Consider the following 23,467-nt stretch of genomic DNA (forward strand, 5'->3'; position numbering starts at 1 on the left):
ATTGATTTTCTCTATATAGGAATAATATCTATTTCGGATGGTATTTTACTCCTATTTACTCGCAAAGTTGACAAAAAAAAATCCCTTATACTTCAACAATATTTAAAAACACATCCAGAAAACGAACTGAACATTGTAAAAATCAAATCCGAAGAGAAAGAACAAATCAATACTCATATCACAAAGTGTAGTCGTATACTATTTTTACTAGGAATATGGGGAATTATAGGCTATTTATTTTTAAACTAACAAATGACAAACGAGGGACATAAGTAAAAACAATTTATGTCCCTCGTTCTAAATCTTAAGATAATCAGTTGTACAAAATCAGCTCCTTCTTATTTTTTGAAGCTAAACACTTTTGCTCAGTCTTGTTTTTCTAAATCAGTATATTTAAAATTTGATTGAGCTCATAAGCGAAGTTAAAGTAGAAATAATGAATGAGAAGGCTGCCACAGCTGTAACTGACACACCACTAGAAATAGCCCCCCCTGCCAAAACAATCACCACAATTGCAAACAAAAAGTAACCAAGAAACTCATTACTTACTTTTCCTTTAATCCAATCAAATGCATCTTGGAATGGTTTACCAATTTTGCCTAAGTCAATCTCAAGATTATATTTTACAGACGTTGTAATTTCTGTACCATCCACTGTATTTTTTGTCATATTAAAGGTAATCGAACCAGAAATGACACCATCCTTATAACCACCACTAAATTCAGCATCACCTGTTTCAATGGCACTTGTTAATCCAGAAACACTGTCTTCAAGTTTCGCCGTAATTCCAGATCCCAAAACATCTTCAATTTTGGCAATAAAGGCTGGATCTAATTTTCCATTCATTATACTAAATTTAAGTGAAAAGTCCTGTGCATCTGGCGATTGAGCTTGAGCGGCTAATGTTTGCGTTAGTTTAAAGATACCCCATTCAAAAATAACAAATTCTTTGCCAAATTCAAATTGTTGACTATCTAATATGTCATTAATTAATTTAATTCCTAATCCTCGCAACATACTAACGGCGGGATCTTTTTTTGACACTGCTGTCACACCTGAGTCCGTACCAGATACATTCACTTTATCAATCATAACCAGTCCAGCACCAGTGCCAATACCGTCTGCTGGCTCATCAAACTGATCAAAAGACCAAGAAGCTGGCTGCGAAAATCCTAAGTTACCTGACCAACCGGTAGACATATTGGATACATAACTAGCTACTGCGTATCCTGCATCAACTACACGCATGCACGCATTTCTTGTCCCATAAATCCCGATGTTGTAGCGTCTATTATAGTTCATCGTATCAAACAGACCGTTAAAATAAGGAATAATATTGGTAGTAATATCTGAGTCTAACGCATCAACATCCACAGCAAAATAAATAATGGTCTCCGTAGCAAACCCTAGATTGTCTGCTGCTGCAAAAGCTGATCGCGCATCTGAAACCCCTTGTCCATACGTGTAATAATCAACCGTTGGAAAATTATCTTGGTAAATAGGAATAATGGCCATTCCAGCTCCGATAATATTATTCGCTTCACCAATTGTTAAATACTTAGGTTTAAATTCAGAACCGACTGTCCCCGTTAAATAACGTCCTACATATTTAATACCAGCCTTTTTTAAAGTTTCAATTTGGGCAGGTGTCAACTGTGCAGCAGTATCCACCGCGGTAAAAATACGATTTGGGTCTCCTGAAGATAGTAACAATGACATCACCGTTGATAAATCGGGATACCCTGTTTCGACATTCTTTAAATGCAAGAATGATTGGAATAATCCAATAGCAAAAGAAGTTTCAACGTCTAGTGATCCTGAAAAAGGGACACTACTTGGTAATACGTTGATTAGATTTTGATACAATGCATACTGGATTAATGTTACTAATCCAGGGTAAGAGGCTAATTGATGATTACCTGCAATTTCTCCGTAGTCTTTTTGAGTGGTGGGACCAAACACGCCGTTAGCGATATCCCCTAGTTCTTCTTCAACTTGCACTCCATAAATCAAGGCTGTATTAGTTGCACGCTGATAAATCCCATCACATGGTAAAATCCCTGTCCATTGGTAATATTTATTATTTAAATCTTGTTGCATTTGTCTTGTTCGTTCATCACCGCCAGGCACTAATACAAAGGCACTCATATCAAATAATGCACGGGCCCACATCGAATTGAATTTACTATCTGGGTTGCTAAATCCAGCAGCTTTTTTTAATTCAGTTAAAGCTGATACATTTTCTTTTGAATAAGTATCATCAAATTTTCCAGAACCCATTCCTTTACAACGAAATCCTGCATCAATTAACTTTACAATATTTCCATTTTTATAACCGATAGCTAAGTTAGGAGTTACTTGATTATCCCAAGCAGCTGCAGTTCCAGCTCCAAAATTATTTACTGGTGTATCTGTAACTTTCAGCTCTAACTGAATTGCTCGAATGATTCCATAGACTGTATCCCACCCTGTTTGTCCTGTTTCTGCTACAGTACCGTAGTTTGGATTGCTTCCAAATGTTTTATTTAACCATTGTTGGACCTCTAAAACCCAAGGATCTCCTAGATTTTTACGTGTGGCCATTTTACTCTCCTCTTTTCTCTTTTTTTGTTTATAATTGGTGCCTACCTGTGTTTATTTAGTTAGTATCAGCTATGTCTTTGCTGTCATTACCAAATATATTCTTGCTAAAATAACCTCTCGATGACTAATGCGTTGCGATAAATTTATCAACTCTCACGTTCAATTTTTTCTGTTGTGACCACCATAATTTTTCTTAATAACTCCACCGATTTCCATAAAATTCTATTCCTTGATATCTAGTGATTAGGAACTTGGTATTTCAGAATGGCTTCTATTAATTTGGTTTCTAAACTCCTACGAAAAAATTCATCTACATGAACAGATACACTGCCTTGCTCATCATAAACCTTCTGTAAAGCAAACCGACAGATATAATTTTGGTAGTGACTTAAAACCAGTGCTATAGACTCTGCATCCCCTTTCTGAGCAGATAAAATAGTAGAGACATCCAACATATGCAACTGCTTTTCACTTCTTTTTTTCACTTAGCACCTCCACTGAATTAGACTAATTAATAAATTTTCCGAAAGATAACGGCTATTAATCATTTCTCTAGCTATAATCGTTAAATGATTGATTGCATTGGTTTAATTATGGTACAAGTTTCCAATTCTTTAATACTTAACTTTAAGTCTTCAATAAAATCACCACACACTGTCATTGACATTGACGGTCTGACTACAATGCGACTGATCGTGGTGTCTTCTCGATTTTTAGGTAATGGATACGCAGGAACTTGCCAGCCATGTTTAGATAACACTGACTCTAAATCGTATAAAGACCACGGAACATCCATATCCTCTCTCAGTTTCCAACAAACGATAGGCAATTGAGACCCATCATTTATAATTTCAAAAAATCCTGTATTTGAAATTTCTTTTGAAAGTTGTAAAGACACTTTTCGAACGCCTTCCATAATTTTTTTATAACCATAATATCCAAAGCGAATAAAGTTGTAATACTGTGCAACAATGTGTGCACCACTATGAGAAAAATTAATCGCTATCGAATCCACTCGATCGCCTAAATAAGCGACTTCAAAACGCATACTTTTAGGTAAAATGTCATAATTATTTTTCCGCCAAACAATCCAACCAATTCCTGGATATACCATTCCATATTTATGTCCCGAAACATTAATTGAAACCACGTTTTCCAGTCTAAAATCCCAAGGTTCAAAGCCATCCATAAAAGGAGAAAACAATCCGCCAAATGCAGCATCAACATGAATACGTAGTTCAACTTTTGCTGTTCTATTGTACTCGGAAACTAATTTATCTAATGTTGCAATATCATCCACTGCTCCTGTATAAGTTATTCCGTGAATGCCTATGACTCCGATAGTATTCTCATCAACATGATTCATAACCGAACTAGTGTCCAAAGACATATGCTTTTTATCGACAGGCACCGCTCTTAATTCAACATCCCAATATACACAAAATTTTTCCCAGACAACTTGGTATCCAGACATAATTACTAAATTCGGCCGATGATTTTTTAAATCTAAAACATCTATTCCAACTTTTGAAGCACGCTCTTTCCATGACTTCAAAAGGGCCAAACCTCCTAACATACATCCTTCTGAAGAGCCAACTGTCGAAGTACCAATAAAATCTTTATTTAGTTTTTTAGAATCCCCGATATTCCATAAATGAGCAATCATACTAATACAAGCATTTTCTAATGCCGCAGTTTTTGGATATTCTGATTTATCAATGGCGTTTGTATTCAAACTATCTAAAATCAATGCATCGGCCTGTTCTTCCATTTGGGTTGTGCAAAATGTGGCTAAATTTTGATTTGCTTTCGCTTCATTCAAGCGAAAATGTTTGATTAAATCTCTTGCTAAATTTGCATACATTGGACCTTCTGGTAATTTAGTATTTGGTAATAACTCCTGAGAACCTTCACTTCCTAAAAACGAAGCCTCTAAATATTTTTGATAATCTATTGATGTTGTCATCCTATTCTCTCCTTATAATGAATCATTATTTTGTAATGCTGACTTCCAACTCTTTCTTTTTTTGTACATTAAGAATGGAATAATAAGAACTATTACAAAAGCAGTTAGTAACATTAAAAGATACGCATGCTTTTCATTTGTAGGCAAGGTTTTATCAGGAACGAACGAGACAACAAACCCAAGTAGAGACAATAAAAACCCTACTATGCCAACTAAATATTTTATAAATTTAGATTTTGTGAAACTATAACTAGGAATTAATCCTTCATCTTTTTTTGTCTGGAGCACGATATAGCCAATAAACATCATCATGTACATCAAAGTATATATAGCAACCGTCAAACTCATCGCAGTTCTAAACGATAAGTTATCTTTCGAGCCGCCAGCGCCAAAAGTTAATAGTGCTCCCATTATTGAAACAATTACTCCTTGTAAAATCATGATATTGGTAGGGATATTATAGTCATTCACCTTAGAAAATCGTTTTGGTAAAAATCCTTCTTTTGCTGCTTCATACATACCAGTATTCGGGCCTACTACCCAGCTGCTAATTTCTCCTAATACCCCTGTTGCAAGAAGTATTCCTGAAAGTTTTTCAATAATAATCCCATGACTTGCAATAGAATCTAATAATCCACCAAATGCATATACTATCCCGTTACTGAGTATGATTTTTTCATTTGGAATGGTCATCGCAATTGCCATCGATCCCACAATATCAGAAACCACAGCACAGATTCCCAAAGACAGCATTACTTTGGGATATGATGCTGGATTTTTTAAATTTTTAACATGTGGCGCTGAACCTTCTGCACCTGCAAATGCTAGAATAAATGGTACAAAACCAATTAATGTTTGAATACCTAAGCTATGAGGCATAATTGTATGCCAATTAATCGTTATATAGTGATCATGACCTTGGATCAAATAAATAATAAACATAACTAACAGAATCAAAATTGGAAGAATCACTCCAATGGTAAAACACCATTGTGCAATTTTCCCAGTAATTCTCGTCCCATGTTGTTGTAGAGCAATTAACCCCCACAAAATAATCATCATCAAAATAAATTTAACTATAGGGTTATCATTGATAATTGGTATATTCAATGAAGCGCTAAAACAGCCAATAATAAAGTACATCATCGTATTAATTCCAACTGTTATATGGATCCATTGATAAAATAAAGCTAGCCAACCATTTTTTTCTCCCAGTGTCCCTTTTACCCACGTAAATATTCCACCTTTTTCCCATCCATCAATAGAGGCCATTTCTCCTGAAGTTAGTATCACAGGTAAAAACCATAAAACAGCGGCTAAAAATAAAAAGAAAAAAGCACGTGGTCCTTGTTTCGCAAAAGCAGCAAAACCATAAACCGTCATAACCATAGATGTTGTCATTGAAAACAACTGAAGCGAGGTAATCTGGTTACGACTATCTTTTTTATTTGATTCGTTACTCATTCTTAAATTGCTCCTCTTCATGCATCTTTTTAGTTGTGCTATTTTGCAAAATAGACTTCATTACGACTTACTATATGTTTACTTCCTTTCTTTTTCATTGACATTACATTTAGTCAATTCTGATTTGAGCTGTATACTAGCTACGCTAATTATATTAGTATGGTTGAACATCTATGTATAACGATTATTTTTCATATTAAATATTCTAAAAAGGAATATTTTCTTTTTAACTAGATTTAACAGCTATGAAAAATGAAAATAAATAAGTCGAAAAATACTCTTAGATCTTTATATATCAATAAAAAAACATCATTCAGAAGGATTTTTAACGGATCAAAAAAATAGACAAATTAAAAAAAACGATTCTAAATAACTAAATCAAACAACGATAAAAACTTGATGAGCATTGTTTTATTTTATCCCTATGCTATAATCAGCGCATATATTCAATAAGTTAATAAAACGATTAATTGTTAATTTTTTCTTACATTTTTTTTACGGAAGGAAGCTGGTTCTATTGATTTTCTACACAGAACAAATAAAATTTTTTATTTTATAAGAGGTAAAAATTGGAGGGATTGACTTGAGAAGAGAAAAAATAGAAATAACCGGAGAAGTTCGAGTAAGATACGCACCAAGTCCAACAGGGTTTTTGCACTTAGGAAATGCCCAGTCCGCTCTTTTTAATTATTTATTCGCTAAACATTACAAGGGCACCTGGGTTTTAAGAATTGAGGATACTGATTTAAAAAGAAATGTACCCCACGGTGAAGAAAGTCAAATGGAAAATCTCCATTGGTTAGGTATCGACTGGGATGAAGGGCCAGATAAACCAAAAGAAGAATTTGCACCTTATCATCAAAAAGAGCGTGTTTCTTTATATCATAAGTATGTTCAACAACTATTAGATGCAGGGTTGGCCTACAAAGATTATGCAACTGAGGAAGAACTAACTGAGTTGCATGATCAACAAATGGCAGCTAAAATTGCTCCCCACTACGATGGCCGTTGGTATGGTGCAACAAAAGAACAAATAAAAAAAGCCGAAGCTGAAGGTAGAAAACCAACAGTTCGTCTTCACTTGCCTAAAAATCATGTCTATTCTTGGGATGATATGATTAAAGGGACTGTTTCTTTTAACTCTGATAATATTGGCGGAGACTTTATTATTGAAAAAAGTAACGGGATGGCAACCTATAATTTTGCAGTCGTAATTGACGACTACTTAATGAAAATCAGTCATGTACTACGTGGCGATGATCACATCGCCAATACGCCGAAACAACTTGCTGTTTATGAAGCATTAGGTATCCCTCAACCACTATTTGGTCACATTACATTAATTTACAGCTTAGAAACCCACAAAAAATTAAGCAAGCGTGACAAAAATACCTTACAGTTTATTAGTCAATACAGAAAATTTGGTTATTTAAACGAAGCATTAGTAAATTTCATTGCTTTTTTAGGCTGGTCCCCTATTGGCGAAAAAGAGTTGTTTACTAGAGATGAGCTAATTGAAGCTTTTGATATTCATCGAATGTCTGCTTCCCCTGCTTATTTCGATCAAAAAAAATTAGACTGGATTAATAGTGAATATATTAAAAAAATTCCAATTGCTGAATTAGCCAATCGAATAGTTACTTTAATAAATGCAGCTGAAACAGATACAGCATTAAAATTAAAAGAGCTAAAAATGCAAGAGAATCTAGATTTTATAAAAAAAGTGATTCAACTTTACCGTGCTGAAGCAAAAACACTAATGACTTTTATGGAAAAAATTTATTTTATTAAAAATTCAGATAGACACAAATTTTCCTATGCAGACTTAGCAGAATTTGATAAAAATAATGTCCATAAAATTTTATTAGTTATGCAAAAAGAAATCCAAAATACTGTTGAACCAATTGACTATGACTCCATTCTATTAGTTATACAAAAAGAAACTGGCCAAAGTGGACGTAATCTCTATATGCCATTAAATGTTGTTTTTACAGATAATAAATCTGCTCCACAAATAACTGAACTGTTAGCCATTATGCCAAAGAAAAATGTTGAAATTATGATCGCTAACGCCTTAAAGTCGTTAAATCAATAACAAATAATTATTTACGAATTAATTTAGATAAGCAATGTTAAATGGAAACTTTGACCAGTAACCAAAGCTTTCTATTTATCATTGCTTATATTTTTTCAAAAACAACTGATTTACTTGAACTATCAATTTTTAAATGAGGATGTGTTTTTATGAACCTAGAAGATATATCTATTTATTGTAAAATCTGTCAAGAAGAAACTTTTTTTAAAGCATCTGAACATGAGCATATGTCACAATCAGCAATTTCTAAAACTATTCTTAGATTGGAAGATTTTCTTGGCAAAAAGTTAATCGAGCGTAGCCGTGGAAAACATAAAATTACTTTAACTCATGATGGAGAAATCTTTTTGAATTATGCAAACAAAATTGAAGAAACAATTACTGAGATGAACAAGCATTTTCTATTAAACGATTTCAGACATATCCCAATACTTATAACTGATTACGCAATGGAACAAAATGTTTCTAAAATTTTTAATCAATACGAAAAATTATGTCTGTTTAAAGAAGATACTTGTAGACAACTTAATGTCCAACAAGGAGAGATTCGAATAATAGAAAGTCCAATTAAATTAGATTCTAATCCTCATTTTGAAACAACCTTATTTTACCAAGAAGAACTCTTTCTGGTTTGTTCAAAAGATAATACATTAACCGACTACTCAGATTATCGTGCGTTATCTTTCATTCAAAGCCAGGTTAATTCCTCTCTAGCTCATAGCGTACAAATTTTTTTCGATTTGTATAAAATACCGAAAAATAATATAGTCATTCGAGAAGATTTACAAATTGTTAAAAACATGCTGACTCTCAGTAACCGTGTTACCATTCTTCCAGCAAGTTTTATTGGCAGTAATGATGGACTTCAAAAAATACCCTTAACCCACAAACTTTTTTACTATCACTATTTAGTTAACAGCACAACAATGTCGGCAAAAGAACAAGAAGTTTTAGAACTGATAAAAGATAAATTATTGGGTTTGGAATCAATCACTGTTAAATAGCTTTTTACTTTTGATATTGGTATTTTTATCAACATCAAAAAGTAGAGAGCCTAAAATGAATAATAGTAGAAGTTCATTTTAAGAAAATTTGCTTTTTAACAACAAATTATTTTGCTACTTAAAAAGAAAAGTAACAACTATCTAGTTTTATAGCTAAAAAAGGCTCAAAAAATTTTAAGTTTTTGACCTCTTTGTTTTTAGGTAAAAATTACACAACTAGCTTGTGTCTTATTCATAACATAGTATTTTATTGCAAATCCAAAGAGCCGAATTTTTTAGTTTCGGCTCTTTTTTTGTATCTATTTTTCTTTAACTACTTTGGGACAAGTTTAATCCGTAAGGGCGAATTATTTATAGGGAGTTAAACACCTATAAATATTACGAAAGACGGTGTTCCAAATGAATCCATTATTAATTGAAGCAGTTAAAATTTTAATCGTTGAGTTCTTATTTTTGCTTTTCCCAAAAGAGTTCGATAATCCTTTAACAAGATGGATTTTCGAATGGGCTATTTCCAATTTGTTAAAGATAATTTTTTACTATGTGAAAAGAAAACTGCAAGAACACAGATCAAAATAGTCAACAACAGGAAAAAGGGTATAATTTCCTATATTCTGTTGAAGTATGCCCAACTTGAATGTCCTGCTACGTATCTAATAACAATTTGAACATAGAAAAGAACCAACAGGGTATACCCTGTTGGTTCTTTTGGTTATTTATCTATACTTGCTTTGTCAATAACATCATTAAGCAATATTTCTCCAAGTGTAAGTTGCTACATGATCAGCGTGACCGTAGTCTACAAACATGTTAGGGAGTGCATACGGAGATACCAAACGTCCAGGTATAATCATTCCATTTCCATTATTGGCAAACCAATAACTGTGAAATACTATTTTAGAACAATACGTAGGATCTAAGCTTGTAGGCGCACCTGTAATTCCATAACTAAAATTTTTTCCTCTTATATTATTGTTTCCCCAATTGGCAGATTGTGCTGGTTTGTAAGCAGCCTTTGGTCTATATACTTTTGTCCATGTATCTTTTGTAGAATTACGAGCAATCATCCATTGAAACAGACTAATTGTTGATGGGTGCTTTTTGGGTCCGTCTATACTTAAGATAGTACCATCACCTAGGTAAATTCCTGCATGACCTACTATCGGACTAGACGAAGTACTATTGGTAACTAGAATATCACCTGCTTGTGGTCTCTGAATATCTCTTTTTTTCCGAGCATGTTCTACAACAGGATCTTTAGGTTCCGGATATGTGACAAACTCATAAAATTCTGAGTATGTTATGGTGTTGTCTAATTCACCTTTTTTTATTAAATCAGTGTATTCCTTCTTAATAGCACTCTCATCTAAACCAATATCTCTCTTTTGTCTAACTGCTTGTTCTCTTGCTTCAAAATTATCTAGTTCGACTCCTGTTAAATTGTATTTGTCCAGAAAGTCGTCTATTTCATCAGCACTTGCTTTTGATGGAGCTATAAAGAACAATCCAACACTCAACAGAAAAATAATCCCCAATAACATTTTTTTCATTTACTTCTTCCTTCTTTCTTTTAAATATTTTTGAAAACGCTTCCCTTCTTCACTTTACCATAGTCTTGAATCCTTTTAAAGGATTTCTAAGTTAAATGATATAATAATCATTATTTTCTATATATGATATAATTAAAGAAAATATCTAGGAGTTGAATAATATGGATCTATTTTTTGAAGTGATACGTGTTACTGGTGGTTTTTTGTTATGTTGGTTAGTATTTGTTATATTTTGTGCCACTTTAATTTTTCTATCAATAAAACATTTTAAAGAGTCACATATTCTTCATTCGTTTATTATTATTTTAGCATCCTTATCAATAATAATTACTACTTATATGGCATTGGGACTTTTCATAGCCATTCTTAATAAGTAGTTTACTAGCAAATATCAAGTAATTACATCCAATATTTTCACAATCTTTGGTGGTCATTACTTTAGAGGTTAGTCCCCCAATCGCATTATTTGTCTCTTTATTTTCTAGTAATCTAGTATCTATTTTTTCACTCCCAAACTTTTATTATTTATCTTTAGTAAAATATTTGTCTACTCACTTGTAAAATGCTATAAAAGAATTGTAGGAAGCACAAATCACTTCTTTACAAATCTATCTCTTTGGTCAGTCGGCGGAAAACGACTGGCTATTTATCTGGTAACAAAAAAGCAATCAGTGGTCGTTTGCTTTTTCCATTATCATAATGTAATTTTATTATTTATCTCCTCTTAATTGTTGGTAGTGAGTCAATTCTTATTCATCCGCCGTTTGTCTTAACCATTGAATTAATCCCACTGTATCAAAAGTTAAAACTACTTTTTTCGTTCTACTTCCCTCATGTGTTCCTTTTTTACTAAGTATAATAGTACTTAGCCATTCTACTGGTACATCAGGAGTTGCAATTACATAGGAAAATATTTATTCTGAACACAAATTTTTCAAAACTATTGAATTCAACAAGTACAGCAAGACAAACCAAATAGATCAAAACTTTTGATTTTTTGACCTCTATACTTTGAATTAAAACAAGACTCAATAGCTTGTGTCTTATTCAAAACATAGTATTTTTCTTATAGATTCCTAAAATTAAAAAAACTCCAAAAGCTAGACTTTGAGGTCTAAATTTTGGAGGATAGCTCATAGTTTGGAGTATTTTTAATTTTGAAATGAACCTTAAATTATAGAATACGACTATGATAACAAGTAAATAGTAAAGATTTCTATTGATGATCCAAAGTCCTTAAAACTTTATAATCACTGTTTTGCACGAGTAAAACGCTACTTGGGTTATCGGGATAAGCGGCATTACCATCAAATGATACAACAACAGTATTCGTACCGACTTTCGTGAATTGTGTGTATGAGCCCCCAGCACCGCCCACGTTGGCAAAATGCAATGTCAACGTGTCGCCTTTTGTTTCTACCTCGCGCCAATTTGCCCGCTGATAGTTATGCCAGTCAATTTGAGTTGAAATTTCGTTTGCCGTGTTTTTATACATTCCTTCATAAAAATCAATCGCTTCCTCTTTTGAAGACCACGGATTTACTGAAATATTTGGGATTTGTTCTTTAGTAATTGACGGGGCACCTACAATTTTTTCAAACCCAGCCCTCAACTCTGCATTATCTGTTGCTCCAAAATACAGATAGCCATAACGATCTCCTTGATTTTGCATCGTCACTAAAACTAAGGGCTGATTGTTAACGATGGTGAATAAATACAAATGCTTTTGCATTTCTGGTTGCGTTTCTGCATCAGAGTAAACAGCAACTAACGCATATCCATCCTTCACTTGTCCATTTTCAGACCATTCTAAATAAATGGGATGCTTACCAATCGCTGGTTGCATAGTAACCTTTCCTACTAGACCATCAGGCGCTTGAACACCATTAAAATTGATTGAATTTCCTGGTGTATATTCTTTATACATTTGGTTCATCCGTTGCCCCCAATCAGCCATAAATTGTTGTAGCTGTTCCTTTTTTTGCGCAGACCACAACTGATTTTCGGTTTTAGTAGAAATAGAAGGATTCCTTTGAGTCGTACTAGATTTTGACTCCGTGCTCATTTGACTTGCTTGGCTGCTGTTAACGGTAACAGGTGCTTTCATTTCTGATGTTGCTGTTGGTTTGCTTGATTTGCTTGCAGTGCTATCGCCACTTTTGTTGGAAGAACATCCTGATAAAATACTCAATAAAAGACCTATCAAGATTATTTTTTTCATTGGGAATCCCTTCTTTCTGACAAGAATACTATACAACTTTTACTTATAATAATTGGTAATTACTTTTTATTTTATATAAATATTAAAACTATTAAAAAAATCAGCACTAATTGTACTGATTTTTTTAATTTTTCAAACTTCGATAAACCGTTTTCATTACTTGGTAAATATTATATTTGATTGGATTTACAATTAACAGATAAGTTCCTAACTGTTCTTCAACTACCCCACCAAATCCTTTTTTAAAGTTTAATACACCATCAGAACCATCATAAACTCCTTCAACTCCATAAAGATTAAACCAAGTTAATCCTTTATCAATAGCTCGTTTCATCATTATATGTTGTAGAAAATAAGAAGGTGATAAAAAATTCTTATATTGCTTATACATACCTCCAAATAAAAATATCATATCTTCTGAACGCTCAATAAATAATCCAACAGCTAGAATCTTATTTTTATTTTTTTCATTTAATGGTAAAAACACTTGTACATCTTCTAATCGTTTTTCTAACGCTATTAATTCTGTATCAATATTTTTTTTCTGACCACTTTTAGAAACATCAGTATAAATTTTCTTTTTTTTCTGCTTTAGTCTTTTTATTTTCTTTAAAGTTTCTTCCACATAACTATTAAAATTAATTTCTACTGCCATATATTTTGCTTGATTACCAAATGAATCATATAAATCCTGATAATAACTTAAACCTTTATCTTGAAAATTTTGACGACTTGCCGTATGGTGCATAACATCTTCAAATAATGGTAATTCTTCTCGAGAAAATTGATGAATCGTCATACCACTTTTTATAGATTTGTTTACTTTGGTTCGAGTAGATGAATGATAAGATTTTAACAAGTCCCTTTCAGTGAATCCAGTTAAATTTTTTTTGAAAATAACTCTTGGATTGTCATTAATATAAGTATGTGTGAATCCATTGTGCTTCAAGCCGCAGTTAAGTAATTGTTTATGAATACTCGCTTGTGGTTCATCTAATGGTACACCTTCTGCGTTTAAATGTTGATAAAAATAATTTGGTGTAACTTTCAATAATAATCCGTGATTTTTTTTTATATACTTTTTTATTTTAAAAAAAAATTCAATTACAAGTTCATTATCTTCATAATTCATTAATGGACCAGCAGAGATAGAATAGTACTTTCCTATCTTAATAGATTTAGAAGCCATTAGAGCCGCAGCAATAATTTTTTGTTTTCTTTTTAGACCAACAAAAATAGTCTGCCATTTTCGCTTTCGTAATAATGTACACATCTCTAAAGATTGTAAGTAGGAACCTTGTGGATGTTTATAAGAAAAAAAATAAAATTCATCATTTGTAAGTTCTACAAAATCACTCATATACTCACCTCTAATTCCAAAAAGATATTTTTTAATTTATCTTTTTACAAAATTTTGAAAAAACGAGTATCTGTGACAAATATCTTTACGTATTTGTCACAGAACCCAAATTATATTTAATTAAAGAAACCTGTCCCCCACACTGTATTTATCTTACCGTCATCTGGACCTACTGCTACATAACGTCGAATACCAGTTGAACTTACATAACTAATCCATGCATAACCATTAATAAAGATATAACTATCATAGTAAACCGCATCACCTGAATCAAACGCCCCCACAGCTACACTAGTTGGATCCGTATCAGCACTAATAGGAAGAGTTCTGTCTGGATAAAAAGTTCCAGTTTTAGCTATTAAAATAGGATGACCTTCATCACCTTGACCCGTATCTCTTCCTGGATAATCATTTAAGAAGCCTGTTCCCCAAACAGTATCTGTGCGTCCATCATCCGGCCCTACTGCTACATAACTTCGTGTACCTCCATATGATATATAGCTAATCCACGCATAACCGTTAGTAAAAATATAACTATCATAAATAATTGGCATACCCGGACTATAATAAGCGATTGCAGGACTATTAGAATCTGTGTCTCTACTCACTGGTAACTGTATGGTTGGAATAAATACTCCTGAATATGGAATTAAATTACCATTTCCTTCAGGAATATTATTTAAAAAACCCGTCCCCCAGACAGTATCTGTGCGTCCATCATCTGGTCCTACTGCTACATAACTTCGTGTGCCTCCATAAGATATATAGCTAATCCATGCATAGCCATTAGCAAAAGTATAACTATCATAAAGAATCGGCATACCTGGATTATAATAAGCAAGTGCTGGGCTATTAGGATCTGTATCTCCACTCACTGGTAACTGTATAGTCGGATAAAACACACCAGAATATGCTATTAATCCAGTATCAGTACCTGGATCAGGATTTGGGCTAGGAATTCCATGACCATTTCCAATGTAATGATAGATAGTATTGGGATAATTATCACCGCCGCTGTTTGTCCGCCACCAATCATGATCATTAGTAGAAATACCACGATCTGGTCCACAACCGACGGGACCATGACAATGAATAATATTATTAGCATCGACGAAAATACCTGTGTGACCAAAGTTTTGTCCTGTAGAATGTCCGCGTACTCCCCAAATAAAAATATCACCTCTTTGAGCATTTATCTGCCCACTAACAACTGGTAATTCAGTCCACTCAGTACTCTCCAAATCTCCAAATAAAGTATCTGTATTTCCAATAATGTGATCAGCCGAAATGAATCCTCCAGCTTTTAATGAATTATAAACTGAGCTTGAACAATCGTAAGTATCTGGACCGTATCTATTGTCCATTGAATAGCAAACTTTTCCTTCATGATCTTTCATCCATTTAATCATTGCCTCAATCGCCGTATCTACTCTACTAGGATCTTGGTTATTAAATTGATTATACCAATATCTAGCTTGAACTTGACGTATTGGTTGATTAGGATTACGCGGTCTTTCGTAACATTTAATAAAAATATCCGCTAATTCTTCAGGTGTAAGCGTACTTTGAGTAAACTGAAAAAAACTCATATCTGGATTATAAAATTGTTCGTTGTTAGTAACTTCCCATTCTAATCGATTACATTGTGAAATAACATTTTGATAAACTAATCCATTGCTTTGCGCCCAATTAATATATTTGGAAGCTGGTGTCCATTGGACTAACCCATAACCACCGTTCATATTACCTACTATATCCGACTCCCATCGATCAGCAATAATGCCACTTTCAGATTGCATATTTCCTAATAAACCAGCAACAGATTGTTGGGTCCATCCGTTTGAAGTCAGATAGTCCCAAATTTGCTTTGCAGTTTCTCGTTGTCCCATTGCTTTCCCCCGCTTTAATAAAATATTTTTTAATTCGAGATCCCTCCTTTAAAAAATTAATGATTTAGTTCTTAGTTTTAGCAAGCATATATAGTACGAAAGAAAGAAAAAGTATGCTTAATCCATACATAATAATTCCCACTAATCTGCCCCATTTTTTTGCTTTCTCATTAGAATAATCATTAAAAATATTTCCGGCTATCAGAAATAACCACTTTTCTCTTCTAAATTGCCTACCTACTATAAGGAAAAAAAATCCTAGTATTATCAATATAATTTCCACTAATAAAACCATCGAATACTCCTTGTTCTAAAGAATATAGTTTTCTATTAATTTCCATATGAATAACCAATGCTTAAATAGAAGTTAATAAAAAGCATTTGATTGTTAGCGCATTCATAACTACAATTTAAAACTACTTCCGTTTTAAACACATGTCAATACTTGACTGATTATAAGAAATAAACTTTCTCTTAATCATTACATTACTCGCCGATTAAAAAGAATATACATTAATATTTATAAGCTTCTATTAATTTATATAGATATTATTTTTGAAACTTAGCTATTCCTAAATTTAAATCTAATTTATTTTATCAATCACCCAATTCTGTTTCTTCTCCAATTTCACCTGATACTGACAAACTAACGTAGCTTTTGTTTCTTGATTCAAGTACTTAACTGAAACTTCGACTCCTAATCCATCCTTATCTTTTCTAAAATCAGGTATTTCCAGTTCTGAATACAAATAGTTCTTATTTAACGGCTGAATAGTTTTATCTTTTACGTAGTAAGCCAACTCATCCTTAGTTGCTTTCGGATACAACTTGAAGAATGTTTTCAAAAACTTCGTCACTTCATCCCGTGTTTTGGAATCAATCGTACTATCGTTCTCCCATTGTTTTGGATGAAAATTCGATTTTCCTGGTTGACTAGTAATCGTTGGATTTTGGCTAATTACCTTATCTCCATTCTCCGCTTGATGGACAGTGACTTGGTATGCAGAAGAAATAACACTTGATTTTTTTCCTTCGGTTATTCGTTGTTCTACCGTGAAATTCACTTGAAAATCTCGTTTACTTTTCTGAGTGATTTTAAAAATATGAATAGCTTGAACTTGGGAACTCGTAGGAATATCCGTACGAATCAACTCTTGATTCAGCTGTTGAAGTTCTTCTGTTAAATAACCATTGATTTTCTTGGTACGATTTTCAATCGCTGCTTTTCGATTCTCCCAAGTAAAGTAGTCTTTCGCAAAACTTTCTACATAGCTTTGAATACCTGTTGTATCCACTAACTTTTCTTCTACTTTCACTTTTTCGTGAATCGTTTGACGATCAATCGCAGTAAAATTTTTATAAATTGCAAAGCCTAAACTAAGACATAATACTGTCCATAAGAATAGGACAGATTTTCGTCTCTTGCCTATTAATAATACTGGGACTTTACGGTTGTTCTCAGTTTTTTTGAGCGTATTCTTTTTTACTTTCTTTTCTCTTTTTGTCTTTTCAATCGTAATCTTCATTTCTTCACACCTTTCATCTTTTCACACGTCCAGCACCAATTAAATGCGCTTGCCAATAACTATCGGTTAAATCACCATATCCAATTGGATCTCCGGCGTTATACATTTTCATCTTTCCTACATAAATTCCCACATGGGTCACGTATTCTCCGGCATCATACGTTGAGTGAAAAAAGACCAAATCGCCAGCCTTTGCTTCTTGAATGGAAAGGTGTGTCGTAACATCATATTGGGCTTGTGCGGTTCTTGGTAATTGAATTCCTACTTTTCCATAACACCATTGGGTTAAGCCACTACAATCAAAACTCGTTTCTGGGTTAGAACCGCCAAAAACATAGGGATATCCTTGATACTTTAAGGCTTCATCGATAATTTTTTGAACGATCTTATCATCAAACGTTGGTGCTTCCTGTTTAAGGTATTGTTTCACCAAAAGTACATAAAATTGATTCCCATAAGCGTATCGCCAATAGCCTTTGGCTGCTGCGATTTCATTAGGATAAGGAACCTTTCTACAACCTGATTTTTCTTTGGCAAAAGCTGTTGCTAACTCATAGCTGTATTTTTTACCATGTTTTGTCACATAATCTAGAAAACCAGAGCCATAATTATAGCTCTGGATTACACTTTCAATATCACTGCCTTCTCGTTTCATCTTAGTCACCATTTGTGAAAAATAAATACAAGCTTGTTTAATGGATGCTTCGGGACTTAAAGAATTAGGAGCTAGACCTAATGATTCGGAACTTTGCATCACATCTTGTCCTTTTCCACCTGTCTCCACTTGCATAATCGCCAATAGATAATAACTGTATTCACTAATATGATTCTCTTTTGCATATTTATTAACAAATTTTTGATAGTTAAGAACTTCTTGACTAACGGATAACTGAGTTTCAGAAGGTTCAGCGGATGCAGAAGAATCTTGATCCGTTGAAAATAGTAATAGACTAGTTAACAACAAACCTAATAGGCTTAGAAAAAAACTACTTCCGAAAAATAATATTTTTAGTTTCATAAATCATTCCTTCTTCTTCACAGATTTTGTGGAACTATTTTTCTGTTTCACTATATTAGGTCTCGTATATTTTGGAGGAGTCTTTTGAGTTTTTCGTTGATGAACTTTTCTTGCTGTACGATCTACTTGGGTCATTTCCCTTTGAGATCTAAGAAGTTGATAGGTTCTTTTTTTATCTTTTAAAGCTTTATTTTTATAGGTAACGGTTGGCTGTTTTTGGTGATTTTTATAGTTCTTTTTTGTTACTTCTTTAGCTAAAATTCTTCGTTTATTCTTTTGATTCGCTATATTTAATTCGGGATTCTTTTTATTTGAATACTTATTTTTATCGATTGTTTTTTTATGTTTGTTCAGAGGATTTTTATCCTTAATTTGCTTATTTTGCTGTCTGTTGTTAGTGGTTAGTGTTAAATTCTTACTGCTGTTTTTCCGATTAGGTGAACTAGTTTTAGATCCTTTTTGCTTACTTGGTCGTTTTGACAGAAGAGAAGTACCTACTAACGTTCGTCCAATGTTGCGTTTTAGACTTCGGATATTTCTTTGCGCCAGTCTTTTGGGTCTCTGGGTGATTCTTCGTCCAAAATGTTGACTATCTCCACTGTGCAAACTAAACATCCCCATCAAGTCACTTAATTTGAGATAAATGCCACCAAATGTAACGATTTGTAAAAAAGCAACCATAAAAAATGGATAGTTTCCTGATAATGCATAAAACATAGAAGAGATACTAAAAGCTGTCGTAATAACTAACGTTATCCCCGCACGCATCATAATTGTATTGAATAGCTTTTCAATTGCCTTTTTGGCCATTCCTTGATACGTCGGTAGCATCGAAAGTAAAAAACTGATTGGTAGAAACATCGCAAAAATCACGAATAGTATTTGTGAAAAAATCATGATGCCTGTTAATAAGAAGATAAAGACCGAGATGCCTAAATCAAATAGAAAGAGAAACACCACGGTTCCTAAACGATTCATGGTTTTGGTAAGCGTCAAATTTTTATTGTTGTGTTTGGTAATTTCCTCTTTGACCACTTCTTCACGTTTCTTTCCATTTTCACTATTTGGATCAACGGCTAATAATTTATCTACTCGCTTTACACCAATTTTTTCTTTGTTCGAATCATTAAATTGTAACAATAGCCAAGGCTGTTGAACTTGAATAGCAAATAAACTATCTCGAATCAAATCTACACTATCTTCTCCTTTGGTTGTCTCATCTGGTACTACTATTTTCGTACCTAAAGATAACGCTGCTGAACTAATATCCGTTGAAAAATCATTAATCTTCTTTATATAACTTGGCGCATAGGCAATAAAGGAAGCAGACAATAAAAAAACAGTCACAAAATTAATGACTGCACGTATCCCTTTAGATGTTTCCTTTTTAATTAAACCCACATAAGTTACATAAATCCCCATAAATAGAATAAAAATCAAAAGAAAGCCAATGTAAAAGCCCTCTTTGGAAAAACCGTGGCTGGAAATTCCAGCTAAAACTTGAATATTTTTACCAATCGCATCTGCAGTATCTGAAATAAAATCGAGCCGATATGCTTCTTGAATCACATAACCGGTTGCATTTGAAATATATAAACTAACGGTCCATAAAAAGTTAGTAATAGCATATAGACCATACATGACAGATTTACCTACCCCATCTGACCAATTCCACGGTAGCCAATCCCATGAACTATCTACAAAAAAATCCAATTGATAATGATCTAAGCTATACGTTGAATAGAGATTACCGGCATCAATTTTATTGTCTACTAAACCACTAGCATTTGCTGAAAGGGTAAAAAAGCTCATTAGTCCCCATAGAAAGAAGAGTATCACTACTATTCCTATGAGTATTTGTTTTTTAGTTTTCTTTTTCATGAGACTCACCTGCTTCTTTCAATAAAGGTGGTCGTGTATCAAAGGCTTGAAAGAGTTCTTCAAAGACAGGATGAAATTGAAGAATCCCCACATGACCATATAAATCTTGAAATAAACATTGACCATTTTCTAAATTTCGCAACCGTTTTTGATTCTCTTCATCTTCTTTATCAATCCCAAAGAACTCTAGTGTTTTCTTAATTTCATGAATATCTGTACTACGAAAAGCAAATTTTAAGCCAATGTTATTTTTCAAGCGCTCATCCAATAAATCATCACTGTTTTGCGTAACGAAATATACCCCAGCATTCATGGAACGCCCTGCACGAACCAGTTTATTCGATAATGTTTTTCCTTGTGCTACTTGCAAAATTGACCACGCTTCATCTAAATCAACAATTTTAAAAACTTCCCGCTGACTATGAATAAAATCTAAGGCAAAGGTACTAATAACCATCAACATAGAAACACTCAATAATTCCATCGTGGTATATTCTTCAAAACTTGTCTCCGCATCTGGCAACACTAAGTCTGCTACTTGGATAATGTTTAACTGTTTTTCTAAGCTAATAGATTGCTCCACTGAACCATCAGAAAATAACAATTGAGCAAAATCGTAATCAGTAAATGATTCAATGTGATCGGCAATATTCAGTGAAATAGCACTATTTTCTTTACGTAATTCTTCAATCACACAGATTAATCCACGATTATTGCTTTGAGTAACAGAACGAATGGCTTTACGTAAGACAGGAAATTTTTCGCCATCTCGACTAGAAATTCCCGTTAAGAACGTTAAAATATCAATAGCTAAACTTTCTGAATCCTTACTTCTTTTCATGATGACATATGGATCTAACATTCCTTGATTTTCACTTTTACTGGTTAAATTCAAAATGTTAATTTCATTGGCAATATCTGGTAATTTTTCTTGCCAATTGCCTCGTTCTGCTTTCGGGTCAAGAATCAACGCTTGACCACCAAATAATACTGCATAATAAACGATTAAATTGTTACTAAAAGATTTTCCTCCACCTAACGAACCAAGGAAAGCCGATGCTAGCGCATTCGTAACAGAACCCTTCACTCCTTGGCTAGCTAAACTAGGTTTTAAATAGACATTTTGTCCTGTGTCTACATTGTAGCCAACATACATGCCTTCTCTTTCCCCTAATTTTTGAGTAGCACCAAAACCTAATCCAGCTAAGAAATCTGAAGTAATATATTGAATATAATCGTTGATATACCTCTTACTGGCTGGTAAAAATTCTTGATGTAAGCCCAGCATATCGCCAAACGGTCGAACTAATTTAACATTTAAATCATCATAAAAATCCATGACTTCTTCACAACGTTGCTTTAATTCTTCTTCATTTTTAGCTGAAACTCGGACGACATAGCTTAACTTATACATAGATTCTTTGGACTTATCTAAATTAGTTTCCAATTCATCAACAGAATCCAATGCTTCTACCACACTATTTGTTGTTTCATTATTTGACTCCCACGCATGATTATCTAAGTCTTTTAATTCTTTTTTCTTATTACGAACTGTCGATAACGCTTTTTTATTGGGAACAATTTCAATATTCATACTTGTATCAATAGGAAACGAGAATTGTTGTTGCTGGTAGTAAAAGATTTCTGACGATGGAAAATCCAACTCGCCTACAATTAAGTTGATGGTTAAATAGGCCACTAAAATGGACTGTTTTTCATGCTCAATTTTTAAATAACGCTGTTTCTCTGTGACTAAACAACGAGTTGGACGAATAAGATCGTAACGTTTGATTAGAGTTTCCTTGCTTAATTTCCTCTTAGGGAGCACATACTCATATTCTTCATAGGTTGCTACTTCTCCTCCATAAATATGTTCAATTAAATAAGCAAAGTCTTTTGAGAATAAAGGTTGAATTTTAAAGCGGCGTGAAATTTTAGCCACTAATAATTTTTCCAATTTCTGATAACGAAAAACTTCCTCTTGAGGGATTGAAACAAAATCACCCATTAACTGATGATTCACTTGATACGTAAATGCATGAAGTATTTCTTTAAATTCCTTACCAATATTTTTAACCGTCAATTCCTGATCTGTAGATACGAGTTTAAACCCAATAAAAAAACGATAATCCAATTGATTATCGCCAATCATTGAGACCAAAGCTTCGGTCTGCTCTTCTATTTTTTCTTGGGCAATTGCCTTTAAACGTCCTGTAATTTCTGCTTTAGAACGTTCTTGCGTTGCTCGTAGACTCGTTTCGGTGGAGATTTGAAGTGCATGGATTTTTCCTTCACGATTTTGCGCAATTAATTGTTTAAATTGTTCATGTACTTCATATTTTTGTTCTTCTGATAAAAACGAATAGTTATACGGTAGTAATTCATAATACGCAAAACATTCGCCATCCGTATTCCAGACTAAATTGTTTTCAATGTACTTGATTTGGGTCATAGACTTTACTCCTAACTGTTGTTATTTCCAGTTGCACTTTTTGTTTATTTAACGTTACTTTCTTTCCTGCATAGGTTACCTTTGGACGAGCAAGATACAAAATAACTGATCGTAAAAAGCCATAAGGACGTTTTCCATCAAACGTTTTCTTAGACATAAACCATGTCACACATGTAGGAATGGCTAAATATTTTAGAAACGCGCCTTGGATAAATACTAGTGGTGGCAAATTTCCGAAAAGAATCATTGCCAATAAGGTTAAAACGAACCATGCCATTTGGCTAAAGGTAACAGGAAAAGGCAGTTGAAAATCGTTGATCGCGTAGATCACCTTTTCAACTGCCCAGATACTGGTGTAGCTTTTTAGTTTTTTCATAGATTCCTCCAAAAAAGTGGCAAATAAATAATCTGCCACTCTAATTCTAACCTCTTATTCAGAGTAATATGTTTTTTACTTT

17 protein-coding genes are annotated in these 23,467 nt (G+C 33.3%); 3 read left to right on the top strand and 14 right to left on the bottom strand.

Annotation, left to right across the window (positions count from 1 at the left end; genetic code table 11):
• Window positions 1-249 (top strand): hypothetical protein (locus IGI63_RS16020; RefSeq protein ID WP_429976315.1); only part of this gene is annotated, 249 nt, incomplete at its 5' end.
• 144 nt (window positions 250-393) lie between these two features.
• Here IGI63_RS16020 and IGI63_RS16025 read toward each other — a convergent pair.
• From IGI63_RS16025 to IGI63_RS16040, 4 genes are all read right to left on the bottom strand, one after another.
• Window positions 394-2,583, bottom strand: coding sequence for a glycoside hydrolase domain-containing protein (locus tag IGI63_RS16025; RefSeq protein ID WP_429976316.1), 2,190 nt, complete (start codon window positions 2,581-2,583; stop codon window positions 394-396).
• Between the two features lie 236 nt (window positions 2,584-2,819).
• Complete coding sequence (locus IGI63_RS16030) at window positions 2,820-3,068, bottom strand: helix-turn-helix domain-containing protein (protein WP_002408036.1); 249 nt, start codon at window positions 3,066-3,068, stop codon at window positions 2,820-2,822.
• Between the two features lie 80 nt (window positions 3,069-3,148).
• Window positions 3,149-4,549 (bottom strand): glutamate decarboxylase, encoded by a 1,401-nt coding sequence (locus tag IGI63_RS16035; protein ID WP_002408035.1) that lies wholly within the window; start codon window positions 4,547-4,549, stop codon window positions 3,149-3,151.
• Window positions 4,550-4,561: 12 nt separating this feature from the next.
• Entirely contained in the window at window positions 4,562-6,013 is a 1,452-nt protein-coding gene (locus IGI63_RS16040) for an amino acid permease (protein ID WP_174126182.1), read from the bottom strand.
• A 583-nt stretch (window positions 6,014-6,596) separates the two neighbouring features.
• Between IGI63_RS16040 and gltX the strand changes: the two genes are divergently transcribed.
• On the top strand, window positions 6,597-8,108 hold the full coding sequence (gene gltX, locus IGI63_RS16045) for a glutamate--tRNA ligase (RefSeq protein WP_002408033.1): 1,512 nt from the start codon (window positions 6,597-6,599) through the stop codon (window positions 8,106-8,108).
• Between the two features lie 149 nt (window positions 8,109-8,257).
• Window positions 8,258-9,112: a LysR family transcriptional regulator gene (locus IGI63_RS16050; protein ID WP_002408032.1), complete on the top strand. Its 855-nt coding sequence runs from the start codon at window positions 8,258-8,260 to the stop codon at window positions 9,110-9,112.
• A 746-nt stretch (window positions 9,113-9,858) separates the two neighbouring features.
• On the opposite strand, the gene IGI63_RS16055 is transcribed toward IGI63_RS16050, so the two are convergent.
• From IGI63_RS16055 to IGI63_RS16100, 10 genes are all read right to left on the bottom strand, one after another.
• A complete protein-coding gene (locus tag IGI63_RS16055) occupies window positions 9,859-10,662 on the bottom strand; it encodes a CHAP domain-containing protein (protein ID WP_002408030.1) in 804 nt (267 codons plus the stop codon).
• Window positions 10,663-11,878: 1,216 nt separating this feature from the next.
• A complete protein-coding gene (locus IGI63_RS16060; protein ID WP_429976317.1) occupies window positions 11,879-12,883 on the bottom strand; it encodes a DUF4767 domain-containing protein in 1,005 nt (334 codons plus the stop codon).
• A gap of 124 nt (window positions 12,884-13,007) precedes the next feature.
• On the bottom strand, window positions 13,008-14,243 hold the full coding sequence (locus IGI63_RS16065; protein WP_002408623.1) for a peptidoglycan bridge formation glycyltransferase FemA/FemB family protein: 1,236 nt from the start codon (window positions 14,241-14,243) through the stop codon (window positions 13,008-13,010).
• Between the two features lie 116 nt (window positions 14,244-14,359).
• On the bottom strand, window positions 14,360-16,132 hold the full coding sequence (locus tag IGI63_RS16070) for a phage tail tip lysozyme (protein WP_002408624.1): 1,773 nt from the start codon (window positions 16,130-16,132) through the stop codon (window positions 14,360-14,362).
• A gap of 64 nt (window positions 16,133-16,196) precedes the next feature.
• Window positions 16,197-16,427, bottom strand: a complete 231-nt coding sequence (locus IGI63_RS16075) for a hypothetical protein (RefSeq protein WP_002408625.1) — start codon at window positions 16,425-16,427, stop codon at window positions 16,197-16,199.
• 289 nt (window positions 16,428-16,716) lie between these two features.
• Window positions 16,717-17,658 carry a conjugal transfer protein gene (locus IGI63_RS16080; protein ID WP_002408626.1) on the bottom strand — a complete coding sequence of 314 codons (942 nt, stop codon included), beginning with the start codon at window positions 17,656-17,658 and terminating at the stop codon, window positions 16,717-16,719.
• Between the two features lie 13 nt (window positions 17,659-17,671).
• A complete protein-coding gene (locus tag IGI63_RS16085; protein ID WP_429976318.1) occupies window positions 17,672-18,676 on the bottom strand; it encodes a lysozyme family protein in 1,005 nt (334 codons plus the stop codon).
• Window positions 18,677-18,679: 3 nt separating this feature from the next.
• The gene (locus IGI63_RS16090) at window positions 18,680-20,557 is read right to left on the bottom strand and encodes an FUSC family protein (RefSeq protein WP_002408628.1); all 1,878 of its coding nucleotides are present in this window, start codon (window positions 20,555-20,557) and stop codon (window positions 18,680-18,682) included.
• The gene (locus IGI63_RS16095; RefSeq protein ID WP_429976319.1) at window positions 20,541-23,009 is read right to left on the bottom strand and encodes an ATP-binding protein; all 2,469 of its coding nucleotides are present in this window, start codon (window positions 23,007-23,009) and stop codon (window positions 20,541-20,543) included. The genes IGI63_RS16090 and IGI63_RS16095 overlap by 17 nt, the downstream gene beginning before the upstream one ends.
• Window positions 22,987-23,385, bottom strand: coding sequence for a conjugal transfer protein (locus tag IGI63_RS16100; RefSeq protein WP_033656129.1), 399 nt, complete (start codon window positions 23,383-23,385; stop codon window positions 22,987-22,989). Before IGI63_RS16100 ends, IGI63_RS16095 begins: the two co-directional genes overlap by 23 nt.
• Window positions 23,386-23,467 lie beyond the last annotated feature (82 nt).

The sequence above is a fragment of the Enterococcus sp. DIV0086 genome, assembly GCF_050498705.1.
In the GTDB taxonomy this organism is placed as follows: Bacteria; Bacillota; Bacilli; order Lactobacillales; family Enterococcaceae; genus Enterococcus; species Enterococcus faecalis.